This is a genomic window from Devosia sp. FKR38 (assembly GCF_005222805.1).
In the GTDB taxonomy this organism is placed as follows: domain Bacteria; phylum Pseudomonadota; class Alphaproteobacteria; order Rhizobiales; family Devosiaceae; genus Devosia.
The window spans coordinates 137,836-153,978 of sequence record NZ_STGC01000002.1; the positions used below are offsets into that span (position 1 = coordinate 137,836).

Here is a 16,143-nt window from a genome sequence, read left to right on the forward strand (position 1 = left end):
TTAGGCCAGGGGCTGCAGGCTGGCTTCGAGCCGGCCGCGCAGATGCTCATGCTGGATCGGCAGCTTGAGCGCCTCACCCAGGTGCGCCGTGTCCTCGTCGCGGTCAAAGCCGGGCTCGTCGGTGGCGATCTCGAACAGCACGCCGCCGGGCGTGCGGAAATAGATGGCCCAGAAATAGTCGCGGTCGATGACCGGGGTCACCTGATAGCCGGTATCCAGCAGGGCATTGCGCACCGCCAGCTGAGCGGCGCGATCCTTCACCGAAAAGGCGATGTGATGCACCGAGCCGGCGCCGAGCTGGCCACGGCCGAGATCGGGAACGGTCTCGATATCGATGAAGTCAGCGCCATTGCCGCCGGGGATGGCCAGGCGCTTGATGCCCGCGTGGGTATCGACGGGCTGGTAGCCCATAAAGCCCAGCAGTTCCTCGGTGGCGCCGCTGTCGCGCAGGCGCAGCGAGGCCGAGTGGAAGCCGCGGATGCCTTCGGCGCTGGCAATGCCATTGCCCACGAAGGCGGCGCGATCATCGCCGTCGGTCTCGACCAGCGCGAAAAAATCGCCATCAGGGCCACGGAAGGTCAGCCGCTGCTGGCCAAAACTCTCGTCGCGACCAAGGCCGGTGACGCCCTGGGCTTGCAGCCGCTCGGCCCAGAAGCCCAGGCTGCCCTTGGGAACGGAGAACACGGTGGTGCCAACCTCGCCGGTGCCGAAGCGGCCACGGGCGATGTGCGGGAAGGGGAAATAGGTCATCACCGAACCGGGCGAGCCGACCTCATCGCCATAATAGAGGTGATAGACGCTGGGCTCGTCGAAATTGACGGTCTTTTTCACCCGGCGCAGGCCGAGCGTGTTGGTGAAAAAATCATTGTTGACCGCCGCATCGGCAGCCATCGACGTGACGTGGTGCAGGCCGTTGATCTGGTTGAGCATGGCAATCTCCTGATGCCGGTCACTGGGACCGTGTGTGTTTGCTTGCCCTCAAGATGGGTGAAGCGCGTCCGCAGCAGAAGCCGGGGGGCGGACAACGGATTGTTGTCGATCTTTGAACGTGCGCCGCCGATTGATCGGAAATCTCAGTGCGTCGGCGCGATCAGCCGCCGTAGCGCTCGGTGCGGATCGTATCGGCCGGGATGCCCAGGCCGACCAGGGCGTCGGCGGCGGTGTTGACGAAGCCATTGCTGCCGCAGATGAAGCTGATGGCCGGCGGCGCCGGCAGCAGGGCCAGCGCATCGGCCAGCATGGCGGCATCGATGCGGCGGCCATAGTCCTCGGCGCGCACGGGCGCACTGCGGCTGAGGGCAAAGCGCAGCAGCGGACCATCGGGCCGGGCGGCATCGGCCAGCAGTTCATCGCGATAGAGCACATCGTCCCAGCTGCGGCTGGCCTGCAGCAGCAGGGTGGGCGTGGCGACGCCGTCCTGCTGGCGCTGGCGCAGCATGGCCATCAGCGGCACGAGGCCGGAACCGCCACCGAGCAGCAGCAGCGGGCCGGCATCGGTGGGGCGCCAGACGAAATGGCCGCCGAGGGGGCCGCGCAGCTCGATCTCGTCGCCAACGGCGGCGACGTCGTGGAAGAAGGGCGAGACCTCGCCGATATCGATGCGCTCGATGGCCAGCTCGATCGTGCCGCTGGCGTCGGGCGCGGAGGCGATCGAATAGCTGCGCAGGGCCTGGTAGCCATCGGGCGCGGTGAGGCGCAGGTCGACATGCTGGCCAGCCCGATGGCGGAAAGGCCGCTCGAGCTTGAAGATGAAGCTGGTGATGCCAGCCGTGCGCGGCACGATGGCCGTGATGACGGCGGTCTGCCAGCCGGTGTCGGCGTCAATCATGGGTATAACGCTGCTCGCGCCAGGGATCGCCATAGATGTGATAGCCGCGCAGTTCCCAGAAACCGGCCTCGTCGCGCTCGGTGAACTGCAGACCATTGATCCACTTGGCCGATTTCCAGAAATAGAGATGCGGCACCAGGAGGCGCGCCGGGCCACCATGGTCGCGCTCAAGCGGCTTGCCGGCATATTTGAGCGCCACCATGGCCTTACCGGTGGTCAGGTCGGCGGTGGGCACATTGGTGGAATAGCCGTCAAAGCTGTGGGCGAGCGTAAAGGGCGTGGGCGGCTCGATGAAGGCATCGGCGAGGATATCGTCGATCAAGACGCCTTCCCACTGGCTGTCGAGCATGGACCAGGTGGTGACGCAGTGAATGTCGCGCACCATTTTGGTCATGGGCAGCGCGTTGAACGCGTCCCAGCTCCAGGTCTTGACCGGGCGCGGCCCGATCTTGAGCGTGAAGCGCCATTTTTCGGGCGTGATATGGGGCGTGGGGCCGGCCGAGAGGACGGGAAAATAATCAACCAGATGCTGGCCGGGGGGAATGCGGGTGGTCGGATCGGCGGCGCGGGGCCGGCCGGTAAAGCCGCGGGTGACCATGACATGCGCTCCGGGCTGCGCACAGGTGCAGCCGATAGAGCCAGTCTGGATCAGGAGGCGGCCGCGCCGCAAGGGCATCGCCAGAGATGCAGCCCTGCGCGGCGCGGCGAGCCGATCAATTGTCGGGGAAGAGCGCGGCCAGGTTGAGAATGGCGATCAGGCGATCTTCATTGCGGATGAGGCCACCGACGACTTCGCCACGGCCGCCGCGCGGCACGGGCTGGCAGTCAGCGCCTTCGGCAAAGATGATGTCGGACACGGCATCGACCAGCAGACCCACATCGCTGCCGGGCAGCGAGACGACCAGCACAACCTGGCTGGCGCTGGTTTCGCCATAGCCGCCACCGACGCCCAGCATGGTGGCCAGATCATAGACCTGGATGATGCTGCCGCGGATATCGAGCACGCCCTTGGCACCATAGGGCTGATTGGGCAGCTCGGTGGTGGTGGAGCCGCTGCGGATCTCGCGCACGGCCATGATGTCGATGCCGTAGGACTTGTCGCCGCAGGTGAAGGTCACGAACTGATTGGCCGAGGCCGTGGTCGCCATGGCATCGGGATTGCCCAGATTGCCGACGTCGTTGGTTTCAAAGCTCAGTGCAGCGTCCATCAGAATTCATTCCAATCTTCAGCGATGGCAGCATTGCCATGCGTGCCATAGGAACGTGCCGCGCTCCTGACGGCGGCCTTGACCGGCCGGGCTGTGGCGGGACGCGGTGCGGCCGCGACCTCCATGCGTTGATTCTGCCCATCAATTACGAAGATTTCGACAATACGGTCGAGTTCGCTGGCCTGACCTTCGGTCTGCTCGATGGCCGCATTGGTCTGTTCCACCAGAGCGGCATTGTGCTGGGTCATCTCGTCCATCTGGCGCACGGCCGTGGTGACTTCGGCGATGGCATTGGACTGCTCGGCGCTGGCCGAGGCGATGGCGTTCATCAGCTCGGTGTTTTCGCGGGCGCTGGACAGCATTGAGGTGAGCTTGCCTGCGGCATCGGCCACCAGGCGCGAGCCATCCTTGACGTCATTGGCCGACTGCTCGATGAGCACCTTGACCTCGCTGGAGGCGCCGGCCGCCGATTGGGCGAGACGGCGCACTTCCACGGCGACCACGGCAAAGCCCTTGCCGGCGTCACCAGCGCGGGCCGCTTCCACCGAAGCGTTCAGCGCCAGAAGATTGGTCTGGAAAGCGATGTCGTCGATCATGCCGATGATATTGGAGATCTTGGACGAGGAGGAGGAGATGCGATCCATGGCCGTATTGGCCTGGGCCATGACCTCGCCGCTCTCTTCAGCGGTGTGGGAAACGATGCGGGCCTTGGCATTGGCCTGTTCGGCGCGCTTGGCATTCTCGTTGACGGTGCCCGCCAGCTGTTCCATGGCAGCGGAGGTTTCCTCGATCGCTGCGGCCTGCTTGGTGGTGCGTTCCGCCAGATCATTGGCGCCCGAGAGGATCTCGCCGGTCGCGGTCTTGAGCGTGCTCGATGTGCTGCGCAGCTGCGCAACAATGCTGCTGAAGCGTTCTACCGTGTCGTTGAAAGCCATGCGCACGGGCTCGAGATCGGCGCCAAAGGGCTGTTCAATGCGGCAGCGCAGATCGCCCTCGGCCAGCCTGGCGAGGCCCTCACCCAGGTCGCTGACGGCGCGTTTGCGTCCGGTGATGTCGGTCGCGAATTTGACGACCTTGGCCACCTTGCCGTTGAGATCGAAGATCGGGTTGTAGGAGGCCAGCACCCAAACTTCCTTGCCACCCTTGCCGATGCGCAGATATTCGGCCGCCTGGAACTGGCCGCGGCCGAGCGCGGCCCAGAACTCCCGATATTCCGGGCTGGAGACCATGGCCGGCTGCACGAACATGCTGTGGTGGCGACCCTTGATCTCGCCAAGCTGGTAGCCGAGGGCCGAGCAGAAGTTCTCATTGGCCGTCAAGATGTCGCCGGTGGGCGAGAACTCGATGACGGCCTGTGACTTGCCGATTGCAGCAAGCTGACCAGCCGCTTCGGCGGCAGCCAGCTTGGTCGCGGTCACATCGGTGGCGAATTTGACGACCTTATAGGCCTTGCCATCGTCGCCAATGATAGGGTTGTAGGAGGCCTGAATCCAGACTTCCTTGCCGCCCTTGCCGATGCGCTTATATTCGGCGGACATGAACTCGCCGCGCCCGAGCGCGGCCCAGAATTCTGTATAGGCGGGGCTGGCCGCGTCCGACGGCTGCATAAACATGCGATGCTTCTGCCCGACCACCTCGCTGAGCTCATAGCCCAGCAGAGACAGAAAATTCGGGTTGGCGCGCAAGATCGTGCCGTCCAGCGAAAACTCGATCACCGCAAGCGACCTCGACATCGCCATCAAGATGCGTGACGCGTCCTCGAGCTGCTGCCGCTTGGCGCTGCCCATGAACATGCTCATTCCCATATGCCCTACCTCCGAGTACCGCAAACCACTCTCGCGGCTCATTTGGAAGCAACTATGGATGATGAGTCTTAACGAATGCCAAATCCTGAGTTAGAACCTGACGTTTTCGGCGCACTCCAAAGTAAAACTCGGAATACAAGTAACAAATTTGAGGTTGATTGACTTACCGGCAATCGGGGAAGCATGTAAATTGTCTTACTTTTGCAGAACGCAACAATGCGATTAGAATTTCCAAAAGCAAAGCCATGTTTGTTCCACCGTAGCACTTAAAATATGCTACGTAACTGGTCAGGACTCAGAGCACCCGCCAAAGAGTATATGATTCCGCTAGGGAGTTTAATAATCCGGGCGCTGGCGTTATTGGCGTCGCAAATCCCGCGCCTGGCGCAGGAAAGGGCGATGGCGTAAAATTGCCAGCAATGGCGCAAGAGGCCACTAACGCTAAGGCAAAACACTCACAGCAAAGAGTTTTCCGGCGCGCCCAATGCCATGGACCTGGGCGCGCCAATCGCAACTAGAACCGGATCGAGGCCAGGTGGAACGGCGTAAAGCTGGTGGCCTCTGCCTGGTCAACCGGGCGCTCCAGTCCATCGACGGCCTGAGCAACTCGCCCTTCGGGCAGCGAAACGGCCAGCGCACCGCGCCGCCCGGCCGATTCAGACAGGCGGAGCACATAGCCATCGCCGGATTCCGCCGGCTTGAGCGCATGCAGACGCATGTCCAGGCCCGACCACTGCACCGGGGCAATATCGTAGCCTGCCTCGGCCGAAGCCGGGGTGAAGCGCAGCGGATCGACCAGCAGGTCGGCCTCGGACTGCACCTCAGGGCTCCACCAGCGACCATCATGCGGCATAATGGCATAGGTGAAGTGGTGATGCCCCTCGTCGGCCAGCATGTCGGGATACATCGGCCCGCGCACGAGGCTCAGGGTCATGACATTGCCCTTGGCCGAGAAGCCGTATTTGTCGGCCGACAGCAGCGCGGCGCCCCAATCGGCCTCGCCCAGCGAAACGAAGCGGTGCCCGCAGGCCTCGAACTGCGCCTGCTGCCAGGTGGTGTTGTCATGGGTGGCGCGCTGGGTGACGCCGATGGCCTGATCGAAGGCAGCCTGTTCGGCCATGACCGTGACCGGGAACACCGCGCGCAGATAGGTGCGGCGATCGTGCCAGTCGATATCGGTGACGATGTCGAGACGCGGGCTGTTGCTCCACAGGCGCAGCTTCTGGGTGATGCGGCTGGCGCTCAGGGTGCGCACGATGGTGATTTCACCCAGATGCGGACCGCTGGCGGTGACGGTGCAGCTCTCGAGTTCGAGCAGTTCCTCACCGCCCAGCGAGAAGCCCGGTTCGATATCCCAGGCGTCATAGTTGCGGGGCAGATCGTTGCGATAGACCATCAGCCGGTTGGCCGCGCCGTCGATCAGCTCGCGATTGCGGCGCTTGTCGAACAGCGAGGCAATGCGGCCGTGGGCATCGATGGTGACACGCACCAGATCGTTTTCCAGCTGGCGATCGGAGACCGTAACCCTGCGCGTGCTGGCCTCGGCAACAAAGCCGAGGCTGAGCGGGGCCAGGGCGCGATCGGACGCGGCAATATAGAGATCGCCGACCTGCTGGGGCGCCAGGCTTGCGGGCAGCGGCTCATGCGACTGGATCTGCCAATGCGGCTTGGCCGTGCCGGAGATATTGGCGACGGCGAGGCCCTGCTGGGCACCGCTGCTGCGGCCAGCCATGCGGGCGAGCGCCTGGGCGGCGATGGCTTCGCTGCGCGCGACAATGCCCTCAAGTTCCGCCTCGGTCTGCACATAGGCCTCGCGGATGGACGAGCCGGGCAGGATGTCGTGGAACTGGTTGCGCAGCATCAGCTCCCAATCATCGCCCAGCACGGGCATGGCAGCGCCGGCGCCGCTGAGGGCTGCCAGAACGCTGGTCGCCTCAGCCGCCACGAGGGCGAGTTCAGCCCGGCGGTTGAGCTGCTTGGTGCGCGCCTGGGTGGTGAGGGTGGCGCGATGATATTCGAGATACATCTCGCCCGACCACACCGGCACGGCGGCATCGCGCAGTTCGGCACTGATGGTATCGATATGCTGCTGGATATTGCCATGGGTGATAGCGGGCAGCTGCGGCATCAGGTTGAGGATGGGGAAGGCCTCGATCTGATCGGGATCGGGACCGCCGCCGCCGTCGCCCCAGCCATAGGTGGCGATCACGGTGTCGGTGAGATCCTTGCCGGCATGCTTGCTCCAGACTTCATCCAGCGCCTGGGGCCGCATGAGCATGTTGTAGCCGTCATTGTCATAGGCATTGTAGGTGTGCACCAGCACCGTGGAGCCGTCGTTGCCTTTCCAGCGGAACAGGTTTTCCGGCATCTTGTTGGTTTCGCTCCAGCTCACCTTGATGGTGACCAGAGTCTCGATGCCGGCATGGACCATGATCTGCGGCATGGCGCCGGTGAAGCCGAAGGTGTCGGGCAGCCAGGCCGTGCGGTTGATGAAGCCGAAATGGCGCTGGAAATAGGCCTGGCCGAGCAGGAACTGCCGCATGAAGGCTTCGGCCGAGGGCATGTTGGTATCGCACTCGATCAACATGCCGCCGTTGACCTCCCACTGGCCGTCGGCGATGCGCTGCTTGATGGCCTCGAACAGGGCCGGATCTTCCTGCTCGACATGCTTGTAGAACAGCGAGGAAGACTGCAGGAAGGTGAACTCGGGGTGCTTGTCCATCAGCGAATTGACGCTGTTGAAGGTGCGCACGATCTTGCGCACGGTCTCGGGCTGCGGCCAGAGCCAGACATAGTCGATATGGGCATGGCCGGTGGCCAGGATCTTGCCCTGCTTGGGATAGCGCTGGCGCAGTTCGGCCAGGCCCGCGTCGATGGCGGCGATGGCGGCGTCAACCGATGCCAGGGCATCGGCATCGAGCAGGGCCGGCGTATTGGTCGGCTCGAAACTGCGCTCCCAGATGCGCTGAGCGCGCGTCTGGTCTGCCAGGCGCGGGCCGACAATGGCGGTGGCGGTGGGCAGGCGCAGCTGCGACAGACCGATCTCGGCAACGTCGCAGAGCGAGCGGGCCAGTTCGGCGTCCTTGACGGTCTGGGCAGTGCTGCAGATGGTTTCGATGCGGCGGCGCAGGGCGCGGATCTGCGGCTCGACACTGACGATCTCGGCGATCTCCAGCCGGGGATCGCGATTGGGAATGCCGAACAGCGAGCGCGCCGCCACTTCGGCTACAATGACAAAGGGCACCTGCGGCAGCGGGGCAAAGCGCTTGTGCTGCGGATTGGCGCCGAAGGCATCGAGCTGCGTGCCGTCCTCGGCAAACAGGCGCACCAGAGCCTCGCCACCAAAATCGAGGCGCAGTTCGGCATTGGCGCGGCCGGCGACCGTCAGCAGGCCCGAGCGGAAGCTGTGGATGCCAAAGCGGTTGGACCAGGCGTCGCCCACCACAATGCTGCGCACTTCGCCTTCGGGCGATTGCAACGTCCAGGGGCCAATGGGGCTGCGGTCATGCAGTTCCCAGGCGACCAGTTCCTCACGCCAGGTATCAAGGTGGTCGGTCAGCTGCTCCAGATTGCGCTGACGATCGCGGTAGTGACGCATTTGGTATCCTCCTGAGTATTCGCAAGTGTCGACTTCGGCGACCAATCGCGTCCGATCACGGAATAATTTATCATACTGGATTTAAGATGGAAGCGGGGCAAAAGTCCATATTTACTGGCTTTTTCCCACGATTTTGGCAGAGGCCTCGATCAAATTTTGGCCGGGAATCCTGGCTTGACACATCGGATTAAATGCATGTTAGCTGATTAAGTTTCGTGGCGAGAGCCCTGGGCGCGACAAATGACAGCGTGGCGGACGGAAAAGCAATGTCGAATGCCCATGCAACAGTGCCAGCACAGCGGATAGCGCAGACCGGGAACTTGGAGGTAGATCATGGTTATGAAGCGTCGTGAATTTCTGAAGGGCACTGCAGCCGTTGGGCTGGGCAGTGTGGCGGCCGGGCTGATGGGGAAGACAGCGCTGGCGGCCGAGGGCACGCTGGACATCTTCTTTAACAGCGACACCAATGTGGTGGAATTCTGGGCTTCGGCGGTTAAGCCGGCCTTCGAGGCCGCCAATCCGGGCACGACGCTGAACCTGGTTTCGGGTGGCGGCGGCGCTTCGATGAACGCCCTGGCCGAGCGCGCCTTTGCGGCGCTGCAGTCGGGCACCGATCCGCAGATCGACATGATGGAGGCCATTGGCCCCTACCATCCCGAAGGCGCCATCGAGGCTGGCCTGTGGGACGATTTCTCCACGCTCAACCTGCCCAACATGAGCAAGGTCAACCCGGCGGTCATCGACAACCAGTGGTCCCTGCCCTATCGCGGCTCGCAGGTCGTGATGATGTACAACAGCGAAAAGGTGCCGACCCCGCCCAAGACCTTCGAGGAGCTGGTGGCGTGGATCAAGGCCAATCCGGGCCAGTTCGCCTATGCCCGTCCGGACCTGGGCGACAGCGGCGCCTGCTTTATCGAGCGGGCCCTGCAGGAAGTGATGGGGCGCGACGAAAGCCTGTTCACCAACGACAACTACTCGGACGAATATGCCGAGCCGATGTTCACCAAGCTGTGGGCCCTGCTGAACGATCTCGCTCCCTCGCTGTACAAGGGCGGCGAATATACCGGCGGCAACACCCCCTCGATCCAGCTGCTGGCCAGCGGCGTGATCACCATGACCATCGCCTGGTCGGACATGGCGCTGGTGGCCATGAACGAAGGCGTGGTGCCCGAGACCACCGCCGTGGCGCAGCTGCAGGACCTGGCCTTCATCGGCGGCTATTCGAGCGTCCTGGTGCCCACCAATGCGGCCAATCACGAGATGTCGCTCAAGCTGGCCGATTTCCTGATCTCGCCGGAAGTGCAGAACAAGGTGGTGTCCGAGCTTGGCGGCTTCCCCAGCATCAACTGGTCGGAAATGTCGCCCGAGCTGCAGGCCAAGTTCGCCAATGTGGCGACCACCTCGATCCCGACCTTCCCGGGCCCCTGGGAATCGCATCTGTTCGACGGCTGGTATCGCAATGTCGCGTCGAACCTGACCCGGGGCTGACCGAACACCATGAGCGACACGCTCTCCACGGCCCCGGCGAGCGCGCCGCTGGTGAAGTGGAGGCCCACGGGCCTCCTCTTCATCGCCGCGCCGATCCTGCTGATCGCGGTGTTCCTGTTCTACCCGGCGCTGCGCAGCATCTGGGGCACGATCTATGTTCGCCAGCCGGACGGCAGCTATGCCTTCTCGATCGCGAGCTATCTGTATTTCTTCTCCGACAGCTATAGCCTGACCAATCTGGGCCGCACCTTCTGGACCACGATCGTGACCATGGTGCTGCTGATCGCGATCAATCTGCCCATCGCCATCTATCTGCGCTTCAAGGGCGGCCGCCTGGCGGTGTTCATCCAGGTGCTGGCGCTGTTTCCCATGTTCGTGCCGGGCATCGTGATCGTCTATGCGCTGATCCGCTATCTGGGCCCCAATGGCCTGTTGCAGACCCTGCTCGAAGTGGTGGGGATCGGCGGCTTCCAGTCGCCGTATCTGACGCCCTGGGGACCGGTGATCGGCATGGTGTGGGACGCGATGCCGTTTACCCTGCTGGTGCTGACCGCCGGCATGTCGGGCATTGCCACCTCGGCCATCGAGGCGGCGCAGGACGTCGGCGCCGGGCGGTTGCGAATCCTGTTCAGCATCATCCTGCCGCAGATCAAGAACTCGCTGCTGGTGGTGACCTCGCTCAATTTCCTGGGCCTCTTCGGCCAGGCCTTCATGCCCTTCATGCTGGGGCCCACATCGCCCGAAATGATGGGGCCCTTCATGCTGCGGACCTTTTCAACCGTGCGGGATCCGCTGCAGGCGGCGACGCAGGCCACAATCGTGTTTGCGCTGTGTTCGGTGGCGGGGCTGGCCTATGTGCGCTCCATCGCCAAGCGCCGCGCTGCGGAGCTGGTGAAATGATCGGCTTTATCAAACGGCTCGACTGGCCCGGCTATGTGCTGGCGCTGTTCCTGATCTTCTTCATCCTCTTGCCCATCGTCACGGTGTTCCTGTGGGCCTTTACCGAGCAGTGGTTCTACCCCTCTGTGCTGCCGACCAAATGGGGCCTGCGCTACTGGTTCAAGGTGCTGGAGCGCCCCGACGTCTGGGCGGCGTTTTTCACCTCGGTGCAGCTGTCGGCCATCGTGACGGCGCTGTCGGCGGTGATCTGCCTGCCGGCCGCCTATGCCTTTGCGCGCATGGAGTTTCCGGGCAAGCAGTTCTTCATGATGAGCTTTCTGATGGGCAATGCGTTCCCGCGCTTTGCGCTGATCATTTCCATCGCCGTGCTGTTCCTGACGCTGAACCTGGTGGGTACCTATCTGGGCGTGGTGATCATCCAGCTGCTCAACACGATCCTGCTGATGATCTGGCTGCCCACGGCGGCCTTCCAGGCGGTGAGCCGGAACATGGAAGAGGCCGCCATGGACGTCGGCGCCTCGCCGCTGCGCGTCTTCTGGCACATCACGCTGCCGCAAGCGTTGCCGGCCATCGGCGCAGCGCTGCTGATGACGTTCGTGTGGACCTTCTACGAGACCGAGGGCGCCTGGCTGGTGGGGGCGCCGCGCGTCCAGACCATGCCGCTGCTGATGATGTCGATGATCAACAATCAGCTCGTGGTGCAATATGGCGCCGTGCTGTCGGTGGCCCTGTGGGTGCCCTCGCTGGTGGCCCTGCTGCTGGCCCGCCGGGTGATGGGCTCGGATTCCTTTGCCAAGGGCCTGGGCGCATGATGGTGCCCGGCCACTTTCCAAACAGTGAGTATTGATATGGCCAGTCTGAGCCTTGCCGGGGTGTCCAAGGAATTCAACAAGATGACGGCGGTCAGCCCGCTGTCGCTGGACATTGCCGATGGCGAGCTGGTGTGCCTGCTGGGGCCGTCGGGCTCGGGCAAGTCGACGCTGCTGCGCATGATCGGCGGCTTTGAGGCGCCGTCCTCGGGCCAGGTGCTGATCGCCGGGCAGGACGTGGCCCATACGCGGCCCGACAAACGGCCGACGGCCATGGTGTTCCAAAGCCATGCGCTGTGGACGCATATGAATGTGTTCGACAATGTCGCCTTCGGGCTCAAGCTGCGCAAGCTGAGCAAGGCCGCCATCGAGACCAAGGTGATGGAGGCGCTCGAGCTGGTGGGCCTGGGTGGCTATCACAAGCGCATGCCGCGGCAATTGTCGGGCGGGCAGCAGCAGCGCGTGGCCATCGCCCGGTGCCTGGTGCTGGAGCCCAAGATCCTGCTGATGGACGAGCCCTTCGCCAGCCTCGATCAGCATCTGCGCGAGCGGCTGCGCGAAGAGGTGCGGCAGATCCAGCGCAAGCTCAAGATCACAACGCTGTTCGTCACCCATGCCCAGGACGAGGCGCTGGCGCTGGCCGACCGCATCGTCGTCATGTCGATGGGCGCCATCGAGCAGGTGGGTACGCCCGACGATATCTATGCCAATCCGCAAACCCAGTTCGTGGCCAATTTCATCGGCACCATGAACATGATTCCGGGCGCGGTGAGCGGCGGCCGGATCCGGGCCAGCGGCTTTGATCTCGATGCCGGCTTCAGCGATGGCCCGGCCACGCTGGCCATCCGACCCGAGGATTTCGCCATCACCGAGACGGGCACCACCGTATTGGTCAAGCGCGTGGTCAACCTCGGTCCATTCCTTCTGGCCGAGGCCGAGCATGCCGATGGCACGGCTATTACCGTGCATCTCGACAAGACCCATCCGGTGCGCGAGGGCAGTTCGCTGACGCTGACGGCCAAGCGGCACGCCATCTATCGCGACGGCGAAAAGCCCTATCGCAGCCAGCCGACCGCCTGAGCGGTCGGCTGATTTGTGGGGCGGCCTAGCTGGCCTGCAGCACCACCGAGACCTTGCCCAGGCGCTCGCTGGTGACGGTGACAATGATGGGACCGGCAGCCTCGGCCTGGACCCAGAAGCCGATGGCGCCCGCGCGCAGCGAAACCAGGCCCGGCCCCAGCCGGCGGCCGGGGCCCGAGACGGTGATGCTGACCGGTTCGGCATAATGGGCCAGCACATTGCCGACCTGATCGAGCGCGCGGACCATGAGGCGCACGCTGTCGCGAGCGCCGATCTCGGAGGCATCGGGCACAACGGCCAGGCTCGTGGCCACCGGATCGGCCACCAGCCGCGCCTCGGCAACCTTCTTGCCGCCAATAAAGCCGCTGATCACGCCATCGACCCAGCCATCGCCCCAGATGCCTAGTTCGCCATCACTGAAATGGCGGCGATCAAAGACGGCAGGAGCATGGGGCAGGTGCGGATAGGCGTCGCGATCCGGGCCGACGCGCTTGGGCGGCTGATTGCCATAGCGCAGCTCGACCTCGTCGCAATTGGTCAACACCATCAAAGGCAGCACGCCGCCGATATTGCGCTCGCCATTGGCCCAGATGGTCACCGGCTTGAGGATGATCTCCTCGGCCGGGTCGCACTGGCTGGCATAGGCAAAGGCGGCCAGCTTGGGCTCGCGGAAAATGTCCATCACGCCATGGTGGCAGATGCGGTCGCCGGAGCCGAAATCCTTGTGGGTGTTATAGTCAAAGGCGCACCAGCCGATAGCGCCGGACACCTGCGGATCGCCATAGGCGGCATTGAGCACCTGCAGATGGCGCGTCACATGCTCGATCTGGCGCTGTTCCTGATCGCCCCGCTTGGTGGGATACATGTGGCCGTTGAACTCGGTGACCAGATAGGGCACCTGCCGGTCGAGCCCGGTGACTTCCTGCTGCGGACGCAGCGGGGTGCGCGGGCGGTTGCCGCCCAACTCGTCGAGCCCGAGGATGAAGTCGTTCATGGTATAAACGTCTTCGAGCAGCTCGCTGTCGGTGTAGCAGCGGACGCCGCCGATGGCGCGGGTGCTATCCAGCTCGCGGGCAGCGCGATTGGTCTCGACGTAGAAATCATGGTCGTCGCGCGACTCGTTGATGCGCACGCCCCAGATGACGATGGAGGGATGGTTCCAGTCGCGCCGGATCATGCGGCGGACGTTTTCGACCGATTCCTGCTTCCAGGCGGCGTCGCCGATGTGCTGCCAGCCGGGGATTTCCTCGAAGACCAAGAGGCCCAGCTCGTCGCAGCGTTCCAGGAACCAGGTCGACTGCGGATAGTGCGAGGTGCGCACCATGTTGAGCTTGAGCTGATGACGCAGAATGTCGGCGTCGCGGCGCTGCGCCGCCCGCCCCAGGGCATAGCCGGAATAGGGGAAGGACTGGTGACGGTTGAGCCCGCGCAGCTTGATGGGGCGACCATTGAGGCGGAAGCCATCGCGCGTGAACTCGGCCGCACGGAAGCCAAAGCGCGTCGAGAGCGTGTCGGTGCCATAGGGCGTCTCAAGCGCCAGCTCCATGGTGTAGAGCGCGGGATTGTCGATATCCCACAGGGCGATGCCAGCAAGGTCGGCGATTTCGAGCTGCAGACCCGCATCGACCAATTCGACCGTGGTCGCGGCCAGCGCCAGACCATCGGCATCGCGCAGGGTGGCGGTCAGCGTGCCACCCAGCGGCAGTGCGCGCGGATTGGCCAGGGTGACGGCCAGGGTGACGCGCTTGCACTCGGCCAGCGGATCGGGCGTCTCGATCTTGACGGAATCGATGGCAACCGGCGCCGTCACCCGCAGCCAGACGTCGCGATAGATGCCGGCATAGGTCAGATAGTCGATCAGATTGCCGAAAGGCGGAATGGCGGGATTTTCGCTGCCGTCGATGCTGACGTCGATGGTATTGCTGCCGGCCACCAGGCGATCGGTGAGGCGGACGGCAAAGGGCGTATAGCCATCGGCATGGGCCAGCACCGGCGCACCATTGACCGCGACCTTGGCATTGGCCATGGCACCATCAAACACCACATGCACCTCGCGCCCGGCCCAGGCCGGGTCGGCGACGAAGCTCTTGCTGTAGGAGAAGGGGCGCTGATAGGCCGTCTCGTCAAAATAGGTCAGCGGCAGCTCCACCGCCGTATGCGGCAGGCGGACGCGTTCGGTACCCTGGAAGATCCAGTCGTCGTTGAAGTCCGTCTGTGATCGCATTGAAAAGCCCTCGGGGATGGGTAGATTGGCGGACGGCGGGTCTTAAGGCCCCTGGGGTGAACGCGCGACCAGGGCACCAGGGCATCGCCGGGCCAGCTGCAGGCCACTTAATTTCTCGGATGTTGTTTTATCAAGCACGGAATTATGAATTTCCGTTCGTCCCTCGCAGATTCTTGCGACAGAGCGGCAAGTGTGTTGCGGTGAAGCCTGGCTTGCAGGGCCAATAAATCAGGGAAATTCCAGCGTCCACGCCGCATTCCTGTGTGCGCATGGAATATGGTATGATATAAGGACTTAATGGGCCATTCGACGCGTAGAGTGCAGCAATGATCAGATTGGCAACCGCTCCGGATGCCTGGGGCGTCTGGTATGCCGATGACCCCCGACAGATCGGCTGGGCGCGCTATCTCGATGAGGTGCGCGACGCCGGCTTCACTGTAACCGAAACCGGCCCCTGGGGCTATCTGCCCACCGATCCGGCAAACCTCAAGGCGGAGCTGGACCAGCGCGGGCTGAGCATCTGCGGCTCGGCGCTGGTGCATGAGCTGGCCGTGCCTGACGCCATGGCGAGCCTATTGCCGCGCCTGCGCCAGACCTGCGCCCTGCTGAAGGCGATGGATGCCAAATGGGTGGTGATCATGGACGATTGCCCCGCCCCCACGCCCGGCCACGTTCGGGCGCTCGGCCAAGAGCAGTGGCAATTGCTCATCGCCAATACGCTGGCGGCGGCGCGCTATGTGGTGGAGACCGAGGGGCTCAAACTGGCCTTTCATCCGCATATCGGCTCGGGCGTCGAGACCGAGGCTGAGGTGGAGCGCCTCTTGGCCGATACGCCGGCCGAACTGGTTGATCTCTGCTTTGACTTTGGCCACCATGCCTATACTGGGGCCGATGCCGAGGCCTTCATGCGCCGGCATGCCGACCGCATCGGCTATTATCACTTCAAGAACGTCGACCCGGTGATGCTCAAGCGCATTGCCGACGAAGGCATGGACTATATCACCGGCTTTGGCGCCGGCGTGATGTGTGCGCTCGATGCCGGCGTGGTGGATTTCGCCGCTGTCAAAGCCTTCCTTGATGCGCGCGGCTTTGATGGCTTTGCCGTCTATGAGCAGGACATGTATCCCTGCCCGCCCGACAAACCGCTGCCGATTGCCCGGCACAACCGCGCCGTGCTGGCGCAGCTGGGGCTCTAGCCATGGC

At 63.7% G+C, this 16,143-nt stretch carries 12 protein-coding genes; 5 read left to right on the forward strand and 7 right to left on the reverse strand.

The genetic code is table 11. The features are described from left to right. The 6 genes from E8M79_RS00620 to E8M79_RS00645 form a co-directional block, all read right to left on the reverse strand. Entirely contained in the window at positions 1–930 is a 930-nt protein-coding gene (locus E8M79_RS00620) for a VOC family protein (RefSeq protein WP_137149995.1), read from the reverse strand. Between the two features lie 160 nt (positions 931–1,090). Next, the gene (locus E8M79_RS00625; protein ID WP_137149996.1) at positions 1,091–1,828 is read right to left on the reverse strand and encodes an FAD-binding oxidoreductase; all 738 of its coding nucleotides are present in this window, start codon (positions 1,826–1,828) and stop codon (positions 1,091–1,093) included. Continuing rightward, positions 1,821–2,426 carry a molybdopterin-dependent oxidoreductase gene (locus E8M79_RS00630; RefSeq protein WP_137149997.1) on the reverse strand — a complete coding sequence of 202 codons (606 nt, stop codon included), beginning with the start codon at positions 2,424–2,426 and terminating at the stop codon, positions 1,821–1,823. Before E8M79_RS00630 ends, E8M79_RS00625 begins: the two co-directional genes overlap by 8 nt. A 115-nt stretch (positions 2,427–2,541) precedes the next feature. Then, entirely contained in the window at positions 2,542–3,036 is a 495-nt protein-coding gene (locus E8M79_RS00635; RefSeq protein ID WP_137149998.1) for a chemotaxis protein CheW, read from the reverse strand. Beyond that, positions 3,036–4,835, reverse strand: coding sequence for a methyl-accepting chemotaxis protein (locus E8M79_RS00640; RefSeq protein WP_248304847.1), 1,800 nt, complete (start codon positions 4,833–4,835; stop codon positions 3,036–3,038). Before E8M79_RS00640 ends, E8M79_RS00635 begins: the two co-directional genes overlap by 1 nt. Before the next feature lie 520 nt (positions 4,836–5,355). Then, positions 5,356–8,439: a glycoside hydrolase family 38 C-terminal domain-containing protein gene (locus E8M79_RS00645; RefSeq protein ID WP_137149999.1), complete on the reverse strand. Its 3,084-nt coding sequence runs from the start codon at positions 8,437–8,439 to the stop codon at positions 5,356–5,358. A 333-nt stretch (positions 8,440–8,772) separates the two neighbouring features. Here E8M79_RS00645 and E8M79_RS00650 point away from each other — a divergent pair, with 333 nt between their 5' ends. The 4 genes from E8M79_RS00650 to E8M79_RS00665 are packed head-to-tail and all read left to right on the forward strand — an operon-like array spanning position 8,773 to position 12,716. Beyond that, positions 8,773–9,927 (forward strand): extracellular solute-binding protein, encoded by a 1,155-nt coding sequence (locus E8M79_RS00650; protein ID WP_137150000.1) that lies wholly within the window; start codon positions 8,773–8,775, stop codon positions 9,925–9,927. A 9-nt stretch (positions 9,928–9,936) separates the two neighbouring features. Continuing rightward, on the forward strand, positions 9,937–10,827 hold the full coding sequence (locus E8M79_RS00655) for an ABC transporter permease subunit (RefSeq protein WP_137150001.1): 891 nt from the start codon (positions 9,937–9,939) through the stop codon (positions 10,825–10,827). Continuing rightward, complete coding sequence (locus tag E8M79_RS00660; RefSeq protein ID WP_137150002.1) at positions 10,824–11,639, forward strand: ABC transporter permease subunit; 816 nt, start codon at positions 10,824–10,826, stop codon at positions 11,637–11,639. Before E8M79_RS00655 ends, E8M79_RS00660 begins: the two co-directional genes overlap by 4 nt. Positions 11,640–11,675: 36 nt before the next feature. After that, positions 11,676–12,716 carry an ABC transporter ATP-binding protein gene (locus tag E8M79_RS00665; RefSeq protein ID WP_137150003.1) on the forward strand — a complete coding sequence of 347 codons (1,041 nt, stop codon included), beginning with the start codon at positions 11,676–11,678 and terminating at the stop codon, positions 12,714–12,716. A gap of 25 nt (positions 12,717–12,741) precedes the next feature. Here E8M79_RS00665 and E8M79_RS00670 read toward each other — a convergent pair whose 3' ends face one another. After that, entirely contained in the window at positions 12,742–14,940 is a 2,199-nt protein-coding gene (locus tag E8M79_RS00670; protein WP_137150004.1) for a glycoside hydrolase family 2 TIM barrel-domain containing protein, read from the reverse strand. 326 nt (positions 14,941–15,266) lie between these two features. On the opposite strand from E8M79_RS00670, the gene E8M79_RS00675 reads away from it, so the two are divergent. After that, positions 15,267–16,136, forward strand: a complete 870-nt coding sequence (locus E8M79_RS00675) for a sugar phosphate isomerase/epimerase (protein ID WP_137150005.1) — start codon at positions 15,267–15,269, stop codon at positions 16,134–16,136. The last annotated feature ends 7 nt before the right edge of the window (positions 16,137–16,143 follow it).